This window comes from Acinetobacter sp. ATCC 27244 (assembly GCF_000156555.1).
Taxonomy (GTDB): Bacteria; Pseudomonadota; Gammaproteobacteria; order Pseudomonadales; family Moraxellaceae; genus Acinetobacter; species Acinetobacter haemolyticus.
On sequence record NZ_GG665952.1, the window covers coordinates 183,794 to 202,159 of the forward strand.

At 37.3% G+C, this 18,366-nt stretch carries 15 protein-coding genes and 2 pseudogenes; 14 read left to right on the forward strand and 3 right to left on the reverse strand.

All coding sequences use genetic code 11. The annotated features are described in order from the left end of the window. From HMPREF0023_RS06130 to HMPREF0023_RS06170, 9 genes and pseudogenes are all read left to right on the forward strand, one after another. Nucleotides 1-1,024 (forward strand): annotated as a pseudogene (locus HMPREF0023_RS06130) (linear amide C-N hydrolase); the annotation flags it as partial. A 24-nt stretch (nt 1,025-1,048) separates the two neighbouring features. Next, the gene (locus HMPREF0023_RS06135) at nt 1,049-1,549 is read left to right on the forward strand and encodes a hypothetical protein (protein WP_005080967.1); all 501 of its coding nucleotides are present in this window, start codon (nt 1,049-1,051) and stop codon (nt 1,547-1,549) included. A 347-nt stretch (nt 1,550-1,896) separates the two neighbouring features. Further along, entirely contained in the window at nt 1,897-2,487 is a 591-nt protein-coding gene (locus HMPREF0023_RS06140; RefSeq protein ID WP_034437305.1) for a TetR/AcrR family transcriptional regulator, read from the forward strand. 532 nt (nt 2,488-3,019) lie between these two features. Then, nucleotides 3,020-3,337, forward strand: a complete 318-nt coding sequence (locus HMPREF0023_RS06145) for an ArsR/SmtB family transcription factor (protein ID WP_004638870.1) — start codon at nt 3,020-3,022, stop codon at nt 3,335-3,337. Nucleotides 3,338-3,405: 68 nt separating this feature from the next. Beyond that, nucleotides 3,406-5,112, forward strand: coding sequence for a SulP family inorganic anion transporter (locus HMPREF0023_RS06150; RefSeq protein ID WP_008941504.1), 1,707 nt, complete (start codon nt 3,406-3,408; stop codon nt 5,110-5,112). A gap of 192 nt (nt 5,113-5,304) precedes the next feature. Continuing rightward, nucleotides 5,305-6,507, forward strand: a complete 1,203-nt coding sequence (gene sstT, locus HMPREF0023_RS06155) for a serine/threonine transporter SstT (RefSeq protein ID WP_004638865.1) — start codon at nt 5,305-5,307, stop codon at nt 6,505-6,507. Nucleotides 6,508-6,513: 6 nt separating this feature from the next. Continuing rightward, nucleotides 6,514-7,194 carry a YoaK family protein gene (locus HMPREF0023_RS06160; protein WP_008941505.1) on the forward strand — a complete coding sequence of 227 codons (681 nt, stop codon included), beginning with the start codon at nt 6,514-6,516 and terminating at the stop codon, nt 7,192-7,194. A 3-nt stretch (nt 7,195-7,197) separates the two neighbouring features. Next, a complete protein-coding gene (locus HMPREF0023_RS06165; RefSeq protein WP_004638861.1) occupies nt 7,198-7,737 on the forward strand; it encodes a DUF2058 domain-containing protein in 540 nt (179 codons plus the stop codon). 117 nt (nt 7,738-7,854) lie between these two features. Continuing rightward, entirely contained in the window at nt 7,855-9,114 is a 1,260-nt protein-coding gene (locus HMPREF0023_RS06170; RefSeq protein ID WP_005090729.1) for a mechanosensitive ion channel family protein, read from the forward strand. Between the two features lie 150 nt (nt 9,115-9,264). Here HMPREF0023_RS06170 and HMPREF0023_RS16500 read toward each other — a convergent pair whose 3' ends face one another. Both HMPREF0023_RS16500 and HMPREF0023_RS06175 read right to left on the reverse strand, forming a co-directional pair. Further along, the gene (locus tag HMPREF0023_RS16500; protein WP_008941507.1) at nt 9,265-9,441 is read right to left on the reverse strand and encodes a hypothetical protein; all 177 of its coding nucleotides are present in this window, start codon (nt 9,439-9,441) and stop codon (nt 9,265-9,267) included. Between the two features lie 283 nt (nt 9,442-9,724). Continuing rightward, nucleotides 9,725-11,530 (reverse strand): annotated as a pseudogene (locus tag HMPREF0023_RS06175) (phage capsid protein); the annotation flags it as partial. Nucleotides 11,531-11,771: 241 nt separating this feature from the next. Here HMPREF0023_RS06175 and HMPREF0023_RS06180 point away from each other — a divergent pair. The 5 genes from HMPREF0023_RS06180 (at nt 11,772) to putP (ending at nt 17,752) form a co-directional block, all read left to right on the forward strand. Then, entirely contained in the window at nt 11,772-13,622 is a 1,851-nt protein-coding gene (locus HMPREF0023_RS06180; protein WP_005090733.1) for an ABC transporter ATP-binding protein, read from the forward strand. Then, nucleotides 13,622-14,062, forward strand: coding sequence for a MaoC family dehydratase (locus tag HMPREF0023_RS06185; protein WP_005080982.1), 441 nt, complete (start codon nt 13,622-13,624; stop codon nt 14,060-14,062). The genes HMPREF0023_RS06180 and HMPREF0023_RS06185 overlap by 1 nt, the downstream gene beginning before the upstream one ends. 129 nt (nt 14,063-14,191) lie before the next feature. Then, complete coding sequence (locus HMPREF0023_RS06190) at nt 14,192-15,217, forward strand: AraC family transcriptional regulator (protein ID WP_004638850.1); 1,026 nt, start codon at nt 14,192-14,194, stop codon at nt 15,215-15,217. 96 nt (nt 15,218-15,313) lie between these two features. Continuing rightward, nucleotides 15,314-15,688 (forward strand): glycine cleavage system protein GcvH, encoded by a 375-nt coding sequence (gene gcvH, locus HMPREF0023_RS06195; RefSeq protein WP_005090735.1) that lies wholly within the window; start codon nt 15,314-15,316, stop codon nt 15,686-15,688. Between the two features lie 567 nt (nt 15,689-16,255). Beyond that, nucleotides 16,256-17,752, forward strand: coding sequence for a sodium/proline symporter PutP (gene putP / locus HMPREF0023_RS06200; RefSeq protein WP_005080988.1), 1,497 nt, complete (start codon nt 16,256-16,258; stop codon nt 17,750-17,752). A 43-nt stretch (nt 17,753-17,795) separates the two neighbouring features. On the opposite strand, the gene HMPREF0023_RS06205 is transcribed toward putP, so the two are convergent. Beyond that, nucleotides 17,796-18,287: an Lrp/AsnC ligand binding domain-containing protein gene (locus tag HMPREF0023_RS06205; protein WP_004638843.1), complete on the reverse strand. Its 492-nt coding sequence runs from the start codon at nt 18,285-18,287 to the stop codon at nt 17,796-17,798. Nucleotides 18,288-18,366: the final 79 nt, after the last annotated feature.

Consider the following 18,366-nt stretch of genomic DNA (forward strand, 5'->3'; position numbering starts at 1 on the left):
CCTCCCTCTTTCTTCAGACGGTTCACGCTTGCACTAGAGCGGTGTATTTAGGCAATAATGATCATATTATTACTGCCCGCTCAATGGATTGGAAGGTTGATGTCGGAACAAACCTTTGGATTATGCCAAGTGGTATCGAACGCGATAGCAATGCTGGACCAAAATCACTGAAATGGAAATCCAAATACGGTAGTGTGATCGCAACTGGCTATGATATTTCGACAACAGATGGAATGAATGAAGCGGGCTTAGTGGCAAATGTGCTTTGGTTAGTAGAATCTCAATATCCAGACACTAAAAAATCGAACAAACCACAATTGAGTATCTCCGCTTGGGCACAGTACGTACTTGATAATTTCTCAACAGTAGCTGAAGCAGTTAAAACCTTAGAGAAAGAACCATTTGATCTAATTACAGACAACGTTCCTGGTGAGCAACGCCTAACAACATTACACTTGTCGATTTCAGATAAAACTGGTGATAGTGCAATTATTGAATATATTGGTGGTAAGCAAGTCATTCATCATAATAAGAAATACCAAGTTATGACCAATTCACCAACCTTTGACCAGCAACTCGCATTGAATACCTATTGGCAGCAAATAGGTGGAACCGTTATGTTACCTGGTACAAATCGTGCGGCGGATCGATTTGCACGCGCATCATTCTATATCAATGCAATTCCTAAAAATGATAATCCAAAAGATGCTATCGCCTCTGTATTTAGTGTTATTCGCAATGCATCTGTACCCTATGGTTTAAATACAGCAGAAGAACCGAATATCTCTTCAACACGCTGGAGAACTGTATCAGATCATAAACAGCAATTATATTTCTTCGAATCTGCAGTTTCACCAAATGTTTTTGGATAGATTTAAAGAAAATTAATTTTAAAGATGGAATAACGCGTAAACTTGATCTTGGCAAAGATCAACAGAATACCTTTGCTGGTGATGCCACGAATCAATTTAAAATTGCCAAGCCATTTGAGTTTCTTGGTCCTCAGCTACACCATTCACGTTAAAAATTCACCCAAGAGAATTCAGATATGAAAAAAATCATTGTCTTAATTGGTCTTTCGTTCACACTTGCTGGTTGTGTCACACCAGTAACATCAACAAGTAGTAACAGCAATGATCTTATAGCAACAGCAGGTTCTTTAACCTGTAAGGCGAATGAACTTTGTCCGAGTGTGGTTGTTGAATGGGACAAGCAAAACAAACAACAACTTAAGCTTGATGTCGCACTGACTAGTAGTTATGACTATTATGATATCGGTAACATTATTTTTACCATCGATGGCAAAACATTTACCTATGCACCTATAGGACCGACCCAGCAAAAATATATAAACCGTTTGATTCCAAAGCGCTCATCCAACACTTTCGTTATTCCGAGTTCATTCTTGTATGAGTTGAGAAACGCCAAAAATGTGGATCTTGCTATAGATACCAATAAAGGCGTAATTAAACGTTCAGTTTATACCCCAACGCAACAATCTATGCTTTACCATAACTTTGCACAACTCATAACTGAACTCACCCGCTAGCCCCTCCTTGTTTACACATAATTAGAGATCAATTGTATTGCTACAGTTGATCTTTAATTTCAAAAAATGCAAATGATTATTATTTAAACTTATATGCTTAGTTATTTACTCACTATCTATATAAACTAAAGTTAACCACAATTTATTTTTTATATTTTCTTATTAACTCATATATACAGTTTCGATATTAATATTATAAATTCATGCTGTTATTTTTAACTGGTCTATTTCGTTGTAAAATTTAAAATCAATCAAATAAATATTGTTATTTTTCGCTATGATATTTATTTGATACGGTGTAGACTATTCGCCAAAATTGCATGATGAAATGCAAAAAGATGCTCTTGATGACGAGCAAACTCGAGGCGTTATATGTCAAAAAAAGAGATATTATTACCACAGCATTACGACTGTTTAACTCGCATAGTTACAATTCGGTTGGGGTTGATCGGATCATAAGCGAGTCTAATGTCGCAAAAATGACATTTTACAAATATTTCCCTTCCAAGGAAAAATTAATTCAAGAATGTCTGATCCAACGCAATCAAAATTTACAAGCCTCGTTAAATTTAACACTAGCAGAGTGTGACCCAACAGATCATTTGGGACAGCTTAGAGCAATTTTTGAATGGTATTCAGCATGGTTCAATAGTGACGATTTTAACGGCTGCATGTTCCAAAAAGCACTCGAAGAAGTTATTAAAATCTATCCTTCGACTTTGGAACCAGCAACACAATATAAAATTTGGTTGACGGCACTCATTGAAAACTTGCTTGCGAATCTTGGGATTCAAAATCCAATCCATCTGGCAACACTCATTGTAAGCATACTTGATGGTATGACAATACAGGCACATGTCAACAAAAGCTCAGTCGATATTAATGAGTATTGGAAGCGTGTAAATCAATTAATCAGTTTTGAGCAAGCACTAACATAAACAGCTCTATCCCTTTAGTCATAGAGGGATAGCTTATAAAAAATAATGTCATAAAAAAATAAAGCGTGATTTATAATTATTTTTCTGGCTCACGCTTGCGTCTGAGTGTAAAAGAATAATAAGTATTATTACCCTCTGGCGGTTATGTTTTCACATTTCCGATCCTTTTTATGCAGACAGATTATTCTGTCTTATTGGCAATTGTATACAATTTTTCACAAAGCACAATCATTATTTTAATTTTTTGCATATTTTTTAGATATATTAACAACTTAATTTTATTATTTAACAAAAATTAATAATTACTACTTACATCAGAATGGATTGATCCGTTTTTAAGCAATAAAAATAGTTTTGTGAATTACATCCATAACAACCATTATTTTTGAGATATAAATCACAAAAACACATATGCTTATTAGATTTTTTGATATGATATGTCATTAAATTCCATTGCAATTATGCAGTTTTACTACATTTTTTCCCATTTCTCACCTTATACTAGACCCGGTTTTCTGGTAGTGATGAGCGTATGCAAAAGGATCTTGAAATTGAGGCAATGAGAGAGTCTGCTGATATCGTTGTAAATGTACTTAAATCTCTTGCAAATACTGATCGATTAATCATTTTGTGTCATCTAACTCAAAAAGAGCTCAATGTTTCTCAAATTGCCGAAGTAACAAAAATTGTTCAACCCACACTTTCACAACAACTGATGATGTTGCGTAAAAGTAAAGTAGTGTCTACTCGCAGAGATGGTAAACAAATTTTTTACTCTATCCTTGATCCCAAACTCAGTATTCTTTTAGAAACCTTATATAAACATTATTGTCCCCAAGTAGAAGTTTAAATTATCTCTCCTTTGTTTAGCATTTTTTCTGCATAATATATATAAATTTATGATTTAGAATATTATGCATGAAACTGCTAATGCCTGACTTTGATAGATTATTTCCAGCTCGTAAATGGTTGAGTCATTATCAAACAGCAAGTTTTAAGGCTGACCTAGTCGCAGCCTTAATCGTACTTGCTATGCTTGTCCCACAAGGCATGGCTTATGCAATGTTAGCAGGACTACCTCCAATCATGGGTATATACGCAAGTATTTTGCCAATGATCATTTATGCCTTTACGGGCAGTAGTTCAACACTTTCAATCGGTCCTGTTGCCATTATTTCAATGATGGTTTTTGCAGCATTGAATCCCCTATTTACAGTGGGATCTCAAGCCTATATTGAAGCAGCCTGCCTACTTGCCGTCTTAGTTGGTTTGATCTCATTTGTTCTTGGCATTTTCCGTTTTGGATTTTTAATCCAACTGATTAGCCACCCCGTGATCAAAAGTTTTATCATCGCGTCTGCTTTATTAATTGCCTTGGGACAATTTAAGTTCTTATTTGCTATTCCTTTACAAGCGAACAATATTCCTGAGTTTATTATTAGTCTTCAACAAAATTTTCATCAAATCAGTTTAAGTAACTTTAGTATCGGAATTATCTCAATTGTCTTACTGTTCTTATTGCCTAAATTAATTCGATCAGGTTTTATAAACAGAATCATTCCATTGTTGATTCTACTTTGCTCTATTATCATCATGACATTTATCATTAATAGCAGTCATTATTCAATTCAAACGGTTGGTGTCATCCCCTCAGCTTTACCCAGTTTTCATTTTCCATCGTGGAACTGGAGTTTGGTAATACAATTACTCCCAAGTGCTTTTATGATCGCCATGATTAGCTTTATTGAGTCACTGGCCATAGCACAGGCAACTGCGCTAAAAAAACGTGACGATCTAAACAGCAACCAAGAACTGATTGCTCTTGGCTTAGCCAATATCGCTGCTGGCATAAATTCTGGTTTTGCAGTTTCAGGTAGCTTATCTCGTACTGTAGTCAATGCTGATGCTGGCGCAAAAACCCCTATGGCAGGTGTTCTATCTTCCATCTTGATGATCGTTGTCAGCTTATATTTTACTGGATTTTTTCAAAATCTACCTTTAGCAGTCTTGGCTGCAACCATCGTTGTTTCTATCTGGAAGTTGATAACACTGAGTCCTTTTATTGAGACATGGCGATATTCAAAAGCAGATGGTTTGGCAATGTGGGCAACTTTTATCGGCGTAACCTGTATTGATATCACGACAGGATTAATCATTGGAATTATTTTAACGTTTGTACTATTACTGTGGCGTGTCAGCCGACCACATATCGCGGTGATCGGATTAGTAGAAGGCACGCAGCATTTTAGAAATATATCTCACTATAAAGTAATTACCTCGCCTGATATCGTTTCATTTCGTGTTGATGAAAATCTAAGCTTTCTCAACGCACATGTACTGAAAGGCTACATCATTACTCACGTGAGTCAAAACCCTCAACTACAGCACGTTGTCATTAATTGCTCAAGCATCAGCAACATCGATCTGAGTGCGCTTGAAATGTTGGAGGAAATAAACATAGAGTTATCACTTTTAAATATTCAACTACACCTTTCCGAAGTCAAAAGTCCTGTGATGGAAAAGCTAATCAAATCAGCTTTGATCAAGGAATTGTCTGGACAAGTTTTTCTAACACATTACCAAGCGATACAACAACTTTCGGAAAGCAGCACGACAAAAAAGTAATTTATAGCTCTTTTTTTATTCAAAAAGATATGGCATGTTTTTTAAAAATACTTTTTAAAAACATTGTGTTATTTTTTAAATTATTTTTAAAGCAATTCGCTTGCAAAAAGAATTTTAATATTCACGGTTCTTAGGTATAGAATACGGCGCTTGTTTAACCTTAAATCGTGCATAGGTTTATAAGGCCTTCATATGTTTAATGTATTGTCTCGCTTGAGTTTAGTTAGCAAAATTATTATCGCTATTTTTTTAGGGGTCGGCGTGGCATTGCTCTTCCCAAATGTCACACCTTACCTAAGTTTATTAGGTGAGTTATTCATCAAGGCTTTAAAATCTGTCGCACCAATTTTAGTTTTTGTACTTGTACTCTCTTCTATCGCAAACTTCAAAGTCGGTCAAAATGCGAATTTAAAACCAGTACTAACACTCTACTTATTAGGAATGCTTCTTGCTGCTTTCAGTGCAGTAATTGCGAGTATTCTCTTTCCAAGTCAACTGTTTTTACATTTAGCGGCGCAATCAGAACTACAAGCACCCGGCAATCTGGCTGAGATTTTAAAGAACCTCATGCTGAGTTTTATTGCAAACCCAGTACAAGCAATCAGTGATGCTAATTTTATCGGTATTTTAGCATGGGCTGTTGGTCTTGGCTTAGCTTTACGTCACAGTTCTGACAATACAAAACATGTGCTCACTGATGTTTCGAATGCGGTCAATAAAATTATCCATATCGTGATTGCTTTTGCACCAGTGGGTATTTTTGGTTTGGTTGCAGTAACCTTTGCAGATGCTGGTTTTGCAACCTTAGCAAGCTATGCACATTTGTTGATGGTTCTCATCGGTACAATGATTTTTGTCGCATTAGTGATAAATCCAATTTTAGTTGGAATCACCATGCGTTCGAACCCATATCCACTGGTCTTCAAATGTTTAAAAGAGAGTGGAATTACCGCCTTTTTTACACGCAGTTCGGCGGCAAATATTCCCGTAAACTTAGACCTTGCACATCGCTTAGGTGTCAATGAAGCAACTGCCGGTGTATCCATTCCACTTGGTGCAACCATTAACATGGCCGGGGCTGCTGTTACAGTGACTGTTTTAACGTTAGCGGCTGTGAACACACTTGGTATTCACGTAGACTTTAGTACTATGGTCATCTTATCTGTCGTTGCAGCAGTTTCTGCTTGTGGTGCTTCGGGTGTTGCTGGTGGTTCATTATTACTCATCCCTGTTGCTTGTAGCTTATTTGGTATATCATCTGAGATTGCTATGCAGGTCGTCGCGATTGGTATGATTATTAGTGTATTGCAGGACTCAACTGAGACTGCACTTAACTCATCGACTGACGTTCTATTTACTGCAGCCGTAGATTTTAGAAACCGCCAAGACTCATAGGTCAGTATGCCTTTTCAACGTTTACCAAACTGGATTCAACTGGGTGCTTTTTTATTGGCATTGAATGCAGGGATGGTAAACGTTCTCGGTTTATTCACCGTACTTCACCAGTCTGTTTCCCACATGACAGGAAATGCCAGCCTACTCGCAATGAGCTTGATAAATTGGCAGCCAGATCACCTTCTTTATCTCAGCCTCGTTTTGATTTGTTATGTGATTGGTTCATTTTATAGTGGACTGATTCTAGGCAATGGCAATGTAGCGCTTGGTCGCCATTATGGCTTTCCATTAAGTCTAGTCGCGATTTTCCTATTTCTAACATGGTTACTTATTCCTTATTTTCCACGATATGGTTTACTTTGGGCATGCGTCGCCATGGGCGTTCAAAATGCAATGGTCAGCCACTATAAGGGTGCAATTATTCGTACTACCCACCTATCAGGCGTACTCACAGATATCGGCCTAGCATTAGGTTATAAAGCCCGTGGATTGCATGTAGAAAGACGTCGCATTTTTCTTCACTTACTTATTTTTTTCGGTTTTTTAGTCGGTGGTGTGCTTGCCAGCATGCTCTATCCTTACCTACAATTACAAACCTTCCTCATTCCTACAGCTTTAAGCTTAATAATGAGTGTGGCATATTGGATTTATTATTTTCGTTCTCCATCAAATTTAAATTCGGACTAAATCATGGTTAAAAATGCACTTCAAGCTCAGTTATTAAAAGCAGGTTTGGTGGATAATAAAAAAGCGAAAAAGCTCACTAAACAAGTTCAGCATGAACAACGTCTTGGACAAAATGATGACGCTGCATTAAAGGCCGATATTGATCGAGCTAAACAAGAAAAAATCGCCAAAGACCAAGCATTAAACTCAGAAAAACAACGTATTTTAGAAGAAAAAGCACTAAAGGCATCGATCATTCAAATGATCAAACAACACAAAGTTCTACAAACTGAAGGTGATATTGCCTACCAATTTATTGATGACAATAAAATTAAAAAAGTTTATCTATCTCAACAAGTTTATAACGCGCTTGTTTCAGGTTCACTTGTGATTGCAAAAGATCAAGAAAGTTACGCCTATCTCCCTAAAGCCTTGGCAGATAAAATCAATCAAAAAATGCAGGGCTTTATCTTGGTGAACAACAACAGCGAACAAAATAATGAAACTACCGACGAAGATGATCCGTATGCAGCCTATGTTATTCCTGATGATCTCATGTGGTAAATCCTGCACATATTATGTAAAAACGCCTTACAAATCGTATATAAACTGTGATTTAAAATAATATCCCCACAATTCCACCTTACAATTCTTGCTTAAAGAATCGTAAGGTGTTTGGGTTTGAATTATTTAGATTTTATCCGTGAAATAAAAGTTGAGTTAAGTCAATATCCTTTATTGGAAATGTTGATTGCTTTAACAATTCTAATATTATTTGCAGCACTGGCAAATTTTATTGCTAAACGAATCATTGTTCGTGGAATACGACACTTAATTACCAAACTTAAATCCCCAAATCAGTCTATTTTTGCACAACATAGTGTTACCCGCCGTTTTGCCAATATTGTTCCAGCCATTGTTATTATGAATGGAATTACAACTGTCCCTCATCTACCAGAGAAAGTGGTCAGTTTTGTGCAAATGGGCGCACAAGCTTTTATTTTCCTTACCCTTGCGCTGACAGTGAGTGAAGCACTCAATATTTTTAATCTGATCTATCAACGTAATCCAAAATCAAGAAACAAACCGATCAAAGGTTATTTACAGCTTGTTAAGCTGATCTTATTTGTGGTTTGCGGTCTAATGATCTTGGGTACTTTTCTTAAAAAAGATGTATTTACCCTACTCGCTGGTTTTGGTGCAATGGCAGCCGTGTTGATGTTGGTTTTCCAGAACACTATTCTTTCATTGGTAGCGAGTGTACAAATCGCATCTTATGATATGGTTCGTATTGGAGACTGGATTGAAATGCCATCTTTAAATGCTGATGGCGATGTCATTGATATGTCATTACATACTGTGACTGTTCAAAACTTTGATAAAACCTACACCACCATTCCAACGAATAAGTTAGTTACAGATACTTTTCGAAACTGGCGTGGCATGAGTAACTCAGGTTGTCGCCGTATGAAACGCTCACTGTTCATTGATCAAAGTAGTGTTCATTTCATGAGCGAAGAAGAGCAACAAAAGCTGAGAGACTTTTTATTATTGGATCAATACTTAGATTCTAAAAAATCTGAAATACAAGAATTTAATAATCACTTAAGTAACCAATCTCGATATAACCAAAGACGCTTAACTAATTTAGGTACTTTCAGGGCTTACGTTGAGTTCTACTTGCGTCAGCATAGTGGCATTGCTCAAAATCAAACGATCTTGGTTCGCCAACTGCAACCAACCAGTGAAGGTTTACCTTTAGAAATTTATGCATTTACCAATACAATTGCTTGGGCTTCTTATGAAGCAATTCAGTCTGATATTTTTGATCATTTAATTGCAATTATCCCAGAGTTTGGATTAAGAATTTACCAAGCACCGTCTGGATATGATTTTCAAAACCTTAACAACAACCATATAGACACTAAAAATGTGACTTAAATTTTTAATGGCTTGAGTTTTTACTAAATTCTATGCGACAAAGACTCAAGCCATAGGTAGGTTAAATTGACTTAATAATGGGAAAAATATCTAAACCCTTAATCTTTTTCTTAATTTATTCTTAAAGAGCCTCTCTTATACTGAATAATGTTATTTGGTCCACTTAAATAAATTTAGATTAAACTCATAAATTAATAAGAAAGCAGCAACCATCAGTGCAATTGCAATTGCGATGAGAACAAAATCGGTTGAAGGAATCCCCATTACCAAGAAAAAAACACCAGCGATGAACAATAAACAAGCGCCTAAATTTCCAACTCTTTTCAACTTTTCACTTCCGTATAAATGTGTAACAAGTCACAATTATCCACGTTTTATGCAAAAAATCCAGTGCGATTATCGCTCAATTTAAACCATTTATCTTGTCTATGATCATAAAAAACAATTAAAAAATTCGTAACTGACCTCTTTAAAAGCAATTAACTAATTTTTAATTTACTATTCACATTATTAGAAATATATATTCCAAATTAAATTATCCAGCAATCAACTCAAAATCAGATGATCATACATCTTAATTTAAAGCTAATTGCTGCAAAAAAGAACCAAGTTATAAGTAAATTTCTGGCGGATAAGGTATGTCGTCATTCACAGGTAAATGATATTCCTGCTGAATAAAAAAACCTTCCGGTGCTTGTTCAGTATCAATAGTGATTGAATCCGACATAATTTGCGGATAAGCCCAAATAAATTGCTTCAACAATCCCAACACATCATTATTTTCCATGTCACCAAAAATACGTTGCCAAATCGGTGTTTGATAAGGTTTAGTACGATCAAAACCATAAAGATGAGCAATAGAGGCGTCTGGTACAAAGCCTGCCAAATAGGCAGTCTTGTCAGCTGGGTAGTTTAATTCTTGTACTGGAATTTCAGAGAGAACCTGATGTGCCAAACTTAATTTCGCCTCTAAAATCCAATCATAAGACTCAGTTGTAATATAATCGAAGTTTGGATACGCATAGTGATGACTTGGATAATTAATATCTGTCACAAGTGTTTCTATTGGTGTTCGTATCGTCGGAAAGAAAATTAACGGACTAACTTTCGCATTTGGATGCTTTGCTTTAATTACAGTGCGTAGATCTTGACATGTTTGGCCTAACTTATTTCTCAGCCATGCTTTGAATTCATCATAAGGTGTCCCCGTTTTATGCATAGCCTCATAGATGGTTCCAAAATCCGGTGCGTATAACCCTGTATCCGCATGAAATGCCAGCTTAGTTGGAAAATCATAAATACACGGCAAATCAGTACCTTGGTTATACCACCACCATGGCTCCCCGATCTGCATATTGACCTCACATCCCGCTGCAGCCAATGTATCAGAAAACTCAATAAAAGCTTTGTGTAGGTATGCCATTGCATTTTGATCACAGGGACTAAAAAAATAACTTGGCGGCTCATATCCAGTTCGGCCCAAATTACTATGCCAGTCCCGCTGCGCCCAGAGCTCATTTGCCGCAAGCGAATACATTTCAAAACTCACGCCAAAGATAGGTTGCATATTTGCTTGATCTAACGCGTTAGCAAAATACTCATGCCACTTTAGCGCGCATGGATTCACAACATTTTCATTGCTCACAAGCGTATCGGGAATCTGCCAAGTATTTAGATCACTGCGCCATTTCATCTCTGGGTATTTGGACATACCACAATAATGATTAATCAATCCCTGATAACCCAAGGCCTCAATATTATCCACCAAACGCTGAGGGTTTAAATCATAATGATCATCATAACTAGTACAAATGCCATGCTGGTGTGGTGCCACAATGACTCGCGTCAATGCTAGTCTGGCATTCACCCCTGTAGTAACCGAATTGATTATTCGAATATAACCATCCTCTGCTTGAGGCAAAGCAAGTGTCGAATGACCGTTATAACTCATTGTAAATGCTGAAAATGAAATACGGAGAATATGAGTGACAGGAAAATCATCAGTCGCCGAAAAACCTGCCTTTACCGTATCCCAGTTAATCTGAATATGTGCAGTTCGCGAAGCAGGTTGATCGGCATAATTAAACAATACGATATAAGCAATTTTATCTTGACCTTGCTCACGGTAATGCACAGTCAATGTTGGGGTTAATGTTTCGTTATTTAAAGCTGGCATGGAAGCTGAAAGCTCAAGATCAAAATCCCAGATCATTCCTGAGTAATCATATTTCGTTTCATAAGCCAGAAACTTATGATCTTTTGCATCGTGTGAGTCCCAAACAATTCCAGCAAGATCTGTTGTGGTACGCGACCTAAATACCACTTCAAAACCATTTAAGTAATTGGTAATTGCAAAAGACATTGTTTGCGGACCATCAACCCGCCAATACGTTGGATTAAAACGATCAATTTGAGTAGTCTCAATCTTTAATTTAGGACTTTGTGAATAATCAGAATATTGTTGCATGTGGTTTTTCTCAAGTGTTATTGATAATTATTAATATTAAGGAATAATAAAATTGTGTTTGTTTGATTATCATTAATTACTTTATTTTTCTGCTATCCTATACAGCTAAAGCTAAAACTTTATACATACATTTAGATAATAGCAAAGCATTTAGTCATTGAATCTAAGTCTACGTCTTGAGGAAAAAACAATGTTGAAGTGGTTTGAAAAATTAGTCGACCCATACCCCACCAAAGACTTAAACAAACCTCTACCAACTACTTTTTTTGCTTTCGTTTGGCAAGCGACTCAAGGGATCCGACCATATTTATTTTTGTTAATTGCTTGTACGGCTGCGGCTGCTTGCTTTGAAGCGTTATTCTTTGCTTATATAGGTAAACTAGTTGATTGGCTCAGTAGCAGTCAACCCGATAGTTTCTTCGCAACCAATCAACAAAATCTTACGATTTTAATAAGCATATTATTTGCCAATATTTTCTTTGTCAGCTTGCAAGCAATCATTAAACATCAAGTTTTATTTAGTAATTTTCCAATGCGCATGCGTTGGAGATTTCATAATTTACTTCTACAACAAAGCTTAGATTTCTTCCACACTGATTTTGCAGGTCGCCTATCAGCCAAAGTCATGCAAACTGCATTGGCTGTCCGAGAGTTTTGGATGATTCTCGGTGATATGGTGGTTTATGTTTTTATTTATTTCATAACGATCAGCCTCGTACTGGGTTCGATCTCTCCTATATTAATTGTTCCGTTAATTGTGTGGCTGGTTTTGTTTATTCTCATTGCCAGTTACTTTATTCCACGTTTAGGAAAAGTCTCTCAGGAGCAAGCGGATGCACGTTCAATTATGACTGGTCGTGTAACTGACGCTTATACCAATATTCAAACGGTGAAATTATTTGCTCATGCTGGACGTGAAAGCCAGTATGCCAAAGAGTCGATGCAAGAGTTTATGGTCACCGTTTATAAGCAAATGCGTCTAGGTGTAAAATATCAAATTAGTATTCGCCTACTCAGCGCATTTCTCTTTATTGGTGTCATCGGAACTTCAGTTTGGTTATGGACGCAAGGACAAGCTGCATTAGGTGTAATTGCAGCGACCACAGCAATGGTGCTCAAACTCGATAGTTTGGCAGAATTTATCATGTGGCATGTCACCATGCTGTTCGAAAATGTCGGTACTATTCAAGATGGTATGAAAACTTTAGGTAAACCGATTCAAATTCAAGACAAACAAGATGCAACAGAATTAAAAGTCAATCATGGTGAAATTCGCTTTGAAAATGTCTGCTTTGCTTATAATCAAAAAAATGTAATTGATCATTTGAATTTAACCATAAAGCCTGGCGAGAAAATTGGAATAGTCGGTCGTTCAGGGGCTGGAAAATCAACCCTCATTCAGTTACTTCTACATTTTTACAAGATCAACCAAGGTCGTATACTGATTGATGGCCAAGATATTAATGACGTCACTCAAGACAGTCTTCGTGCCAATATTGCGTTAGTTACTCAAGATACTTCTTTATTACATCGCACTGTTGCAGAAAATATTAAGTATGGTCGCCCAAATGCGACTGAAGCTGAAATTCAACAAGCTGTAAGAAAGGCAAAAGCAGAAGAATTTATTCCCCAACTCACCGATCAAAAAGGACGTGTTGGATTTGACGCCTTTGTTGGTGAACGCGGTGTTAAACTTTCTGGCGGTCAACGTCAGCGTATTGCGATTTCACGAGTTTTTCTTAAAGATGCTCCTATCCTAATTTTAGACGAAGCAACCAGCGCACTTGACTCTGAAGTCGAAGCAGCAATCCAAAGCAGTTTAAATGACTTAATGGTTGGCAAAACGGTCATTGCAATTGCGCATCGATTATCTACTATTGCTCAGATGGATCGTTTGATTGTGTTAGATGAAGGCCGAATTGCTGAACAAGGCACACATGAAGAATTGATTGCAAATGATGGTTTATACGCCCAGTTATGGAAACGCCAAACAGGTGGTTTTTTAGTAGAACAGCGCGTGGTGGCTCAGGATACTGAATAATGTTGTATTTAGAAGATTTAAATGTTGGTGATCGTTTCATTAGTCGCGAATATGAAATGACACTCGAAGAAATTAAGCAATTTGCAAGTCAATACGATCCGCAACCTTTTCATTTAGATGAACAAGCTGCTGCACAACACCCTGTGTTTCAAGGTCTAGCTGCCAGTGGATGGCATACATCTGCTGTTACGATGCGCTTATGGACTGAATGTTTTCCAATCGCAGGTGGTCTCTTAGGGACTGAGTCAAGTCTACGATGGCCTCGACCAACTCGTGCAGGAGACAAAATCCATGTTGAAGTTGAAATTACTGCAATTGTACCCTCTAAAACCAAACTTGATCGTGGTATTGTCAGTTACGTCACACAAGCTTTGAACCAAAACGGTGATGTGTTATTAATATCTACCACCAAAGTTATGGTATTTACAAAGCCGACTTAATGTTTTGAATGAGCAATGACCCGCTTGTCCAACAATTTTTATGATTGATTATTTTATTTCATGTAAAGATGATTAAGACTTTAGTGTTTAAAAGATATTGGCAAAATTGATGAGCGCCACGGAAAGCAGATGAAAACAACTTCAACTCGTCAAGATCAAGGTATACCAGGCGTCTATGGCTTATTGCTATTAGATGTTGTTTCTCGTTGGGGATATAACGATGAAACTTTATTCGCTCCATTTCATTTAACAAGCGAACAACTGGCTGATCCGAATTATCGAATTCCTACACCTATTGCGAATGAATTGGTGAAGCATGCATTGCGTCTGACAGGTGAAAGCACTTTAGGCTTTCATCTCGGAACGCAAATGCGTATTTCAATTCATGGATTTATTGGCTATGCCATCATGACAGCGCATGACATTACCGATGCAATTGCGCTCGCCAGTCGATTCATTCAATTGCGTTTACCATTTCTACAATTATATTTTTCAACCTTTGGGCCAAAAGCAACTTTACAACTGCAATGTGACATTGAAGTTGAGCCTTTACGCACCGAAATCATCTTAGGCTTGACCATCGGGATCATGACCATGGCAAAAGCCTTAACAGGGATTGAGGATTTAAGAGGTGAAGTGGATCTAGATTTCCCTGAGCCTACAGGGTTTGAAAAGTATAAAGATAAGTTAAGTAGTACGATTCGTTTTAATCAACCTCATCTCATTTCAAGTTTTGACAAAAAATATCTCGGCTTAAAAATGGTAAATGCCGATCCAATCGCCAGTCAAATCGCGATCAACCAGTGTGAAACTGAATTATCAGCACTAGGTGAAAGACGTCGTTTGGCGATGCGGGTACGTGACATTTTGACCAATTCAGAACAACATTACCTGAGTATCGAGAATGTCGCTGAACGCTTGCATATGTCTGATCGAACCCTAAAGCGCCAACTGGCAGCCGAAGGCACCTCTTTTTCGACACTCGTAGATGAAGTCCGTTATCGCCATGCTACATCACTGCTTTCACGTACAGATTATAGTCTAGAACAAATTGCTGATGAGTTGGGTTATTCTGATGTCGCCAATTTCAGCCGTGCATTTAAGCGTTGGAGTGGCCGTAGCCCAAGTAACTGGCGTAAAGATCCATATTTATAATTTTCTAAATTGCTTCATTGATCGATGCTTTTGTTTTTATTGAAAAACCTGTATAAAGCTAGAAAAAATGATACGACGAATTGTTAAGGAGTTGTCATGAATCATCCAGCGGATTTGAAATATGCACGTACGCATGAATGGGTAAGAGTCGAAGGTGACTTGGTTGTAACAGGTATTACTGACCATGCACAAGATGAGTTGGGTGATTTAGTCTATGTTGAAACCCCAGAAGTTGGCAGTAAAGTCACTGCTACTGAACAAGCAGGTATTGTTGAATCTGTAAAAACAGCTTCTGATATTCATGCACCTGTTTCAGGTACAGTGGTTGAAGTGAATATAGATCTTGAAGATGATCCTGATTTCGTCAATGAAGAGCCTTATGGCAAAGGTTGGATTTACAAAATTAAGCCAGACAATATGGCTGATGTGGAAAAACTTCTATCCAATAGCGAATATGAGTCGGGTTTATAACTTTATACTAACCTGAATCAGCCCAGCATACATGCTGGGCTTTTTTATAGATCACTAAATGATTTATAGCTCTAAAAGCAGGTTATGAAACAGACCCCAAATCCTCCCATAAATCAGAATTGCATACTTTTCAAGCAAAATTCATCCGCAGTAAAAATCAGTATTATTTCTGCTCCAATGAGCCATAAATTCACTTAAACACTCACTTTTTATTCCAAACAATTATTCTACATTTGTACTTTTAGGTGTTTTTTATTCAAATTAATCACTTTAACTCTAAAAAATTTAGACATTTGTAACTAAAAACAAGATTTACATAATTAAAAATGACTTTTACAGGTTTTTAAAAGCAAGAAAAACACTTTATTTGTAGATAAAGGAATTAATATTCATACACTTAATTTAACTTACACAAAACATACAATAAATAAACATAAAAATAACAGTAATTCAAAAACATTCATGCTTGAATCTGTGACCTTATCAGTCTTATTAGAATAGTAAATCAATTTTTGGCTATTCAGATGGGATTGTACCGTTATGGATATATAAGGATAAGCATCCATTATGAATTTCTCTAATCCCACTGTTGTTGTGTTCGTGGTATATATTACTGCCATGTTGGGTATAGGTCTGTACGCCTATTTTTCTACCAAAAGTCTTGATGATTATATTCTTGGAGGACGTAGTCTAGGCAGTTTTGTCACCGCATTATCGGCTGGTGCATCCGACATGAGTGGTTGGCTACTCATGGGTTTACCTGGCGCAATTTACTTGGCAGGACTATCTGAATCATGGATCGCCATTGGCTTGATTATTGGTGCATGGCTCAACTGGTATTTGGTTGCAGGACGTTTACGTGTACACACCGAAGTGCAAAATAATGCCCTCACCCTACCTGATTATTTTACAGGTCGTTTTGATGATCAGAAAAAAATCTTACGCGTAACATCCGCTTTGATTATTTTGGTTTTCTTCGCGATTTATTGTGCTTCTGGCATGGTCGCTGGTGCACGTTTATTTGAAACATTATTCGACTTACCTTATGGCACAGCCTTGATGCTTGGTGCATTTGCAACCATTGGTTATGTTTGTATTGGTGGATTCCTTGCGATCAGTTGGACAGATACTTTCCAAGCAGCCTTGATGATTTTTGCGTTGTTGCTGCTCCCAATCATCACCTACCTCTCATTGGATGCAGGTGCTGCAGAATTTGCTGCTTTAGTAGAAACAGCTCGCCCGCATGCTTATAATTTTGCTTCAGATTTAAGTTTGGTTGCAATTTTTTCTGCAGCAGCATGGGGTTTAGGCTATTTCGGTCAACCACATATCTTAGTTCGCTTCATGGCTGCTGATTCAGTCAAATCTATTCCTGCTGCTCGACGTATCGGCATGACATGGATGATTTTATGTTTAGCTGGTGCAGTTGGCTCTGGTTTTGTTGGTATCGCATATTTCCAACAGCATCCAGAACTTGCCGCTGCAGTTACTGCCAACCCTGAAACTGTATTCATGGAATTGACTAAAATTCTATTCAATCCTTGGGTTGTTGGTATCATCCTTGCTGCAATCCTATCTGCGGTTATGAGTACTTTGAGTTGCCAGCTATTGGTTTGTTCGAGTGCCTTAACTGAAGATTTGTACAAAGGCATTATCCGTAAAAATGCTTCTCAAAAAGAGTTGGTTTGGATCGGTCGTGGTATGGTACTTGTGGTTGCAATGCTTGCGTTGTTCCTCGCACAAAATCCTGAAAGTAAAGTTCTAGGCTTAGTTGCTTATGCTTGGGCAGGTTTTGGTGCCGCATTTGGTCCATTGATTATTCTTTCATTGTTCTGGAAACGCATGACTCTAAACGGCGCATTGACAGGTATGATCATTGGTGCTGTAACTGTTATCGTTTGGAAAAACTTCTTTGGCGATACAGGTATTTACGAAATCATTCCAGGTTTTGTATTTGCATTTATCAGCATTGTTGTTGTCAGCTTACTTGGTAAAGCGCCAAATGCGAATGTTACAAATCGCTTTGAACAAGCTGATGAAATCTATGCACGTGAAATGAAATAATTTTTCAATAAATTTAAGGGGCTTTCGAGCCCCTTTTTTTGATCTAGTATTTTGCGCGTGATTTAATCTTGATTTTAGAGCTGTCTTTTACAACTTGCATCACTGGATAGCTCCGTGTCTCTTTGACACCAGGGAGTTGCCATAGGATTTGCCCTGCTATACGGCGAAACTCCTCCATGCCAGCACTACGCAACTTAATCAAAAAATCAAAACCTCCACTCACCATATGACATTCAACGATTTCAGGATGTTGAGTCACAGCATCAATAAAATCATCTAGAACATTTGGTGTCGTTTTATCTAAAAGCACTTCAACAAATACCAAAAAATTTGCATTCAGCTTGTTCGGATTGAGCTTTGCCTCGTAACCAAGAATAAATTCATCTTTTGTCAGCTTTTGCACACGCGCCATTACCGCAGTCGGAGACAAGTTCACTAATTCAGCTAACTTACTGTTTGATATTCTTCCATCTGTTTGAAGAATATCCAGAATTTTCAAATCAGTTCGATCTAAAGTATAAATTGGGCTATCCAACTGAATTTTCCTCTAAAAAATGGTCGAAATATAGTGAGTTATACGGGTTTTATTCTGTAATGATAAATTATCTAAACCT

Bases quoted from the DNA above. Each gene is read 5' to 3' on its own strand.
- HMPREF0023_RS06135 (WP_005080967.1), top strand. From the start codon at position 1,049: ATGAAAAAAATCATTGTCTTAATTGGTCTTTCGTTCACACTTGCTGGT.
- HMPREF0023_RS06140 (WP_034437305.1), top strand. From the start codon at position 1,897: ATGACGAGCAAACTCGAGGCGTTATATGTCAAAAAAAGAGATATTATT.
- HMPREF0023_RS06145 (WP_004638870.1), top strand. From the start codon at position 3,020: ATGCAAAAGGATCTTGAAATTGAGGCAATGAGAGAGTCTGCTGATATC.
- HMPREF0023_RS06150 (WP_008941504.1), top strand. From the start codon at position 3,406: ATGAAACTGCTAATGCCTGACTTTGATAGATTATTTCCAGCTCGTAAA.
- sstT (WP_004638865.1), top strand. From the start codon at position 5,305: ATGTTTAATGTATTGTCTCGCTTGAGTTTAGTTAGCAAAATTATTATC.
- HMPREF0023_RS06160 (WP_008941505.1), top strand. From the start codon at position 6,514: ATGCCTTTTCAACGTTTACCAAACTGGATTCAACTGGGTGCTTTTTTA.
- HMPREF0023_RS06165 (WP_004638861.1), top strand. From the start codon at position 7,198: ATGGTTAAAAATGCACTTCAAGCTCAGTTATTAAAAGCAGGTTTGGTG.
- HMPREF0023_RS06180 (WP_005090733.1), top strand. From the start codon at position 11,772: ATGTTGAAGTGGTTTGAAAAATTAGTCGACCCATACCCCACCAAAGAC.
- HMPREF0023_RS06185 (WP_005080982.1), top strand. From the start codon at position 13,622: ATGTTGTATTTAGAAGATTTAAATGTTGGTGATCGTTTCATTAGTCGC.
- HMPREF0023_RS06190 (WP_004638850.1), top strand. From the start codon at position 14,192: ATGAAAACAACTTCAACTCGTCAAGATCAAGGTATACCAGGCGTCTAT.
- gcvH (WP_005090735.1), top strand. From the start codon at position 15,314: ATGAATCATCCAGCGGATTTGAAATATGCACGTACGCATGAATGGGTA.
- putP (WP_005080988.1), top strand. From the start codon at position 16,256: ATGAATTTCTCTAATCCCACTGTTGTTGTGTTCGTGGTATATATTACT.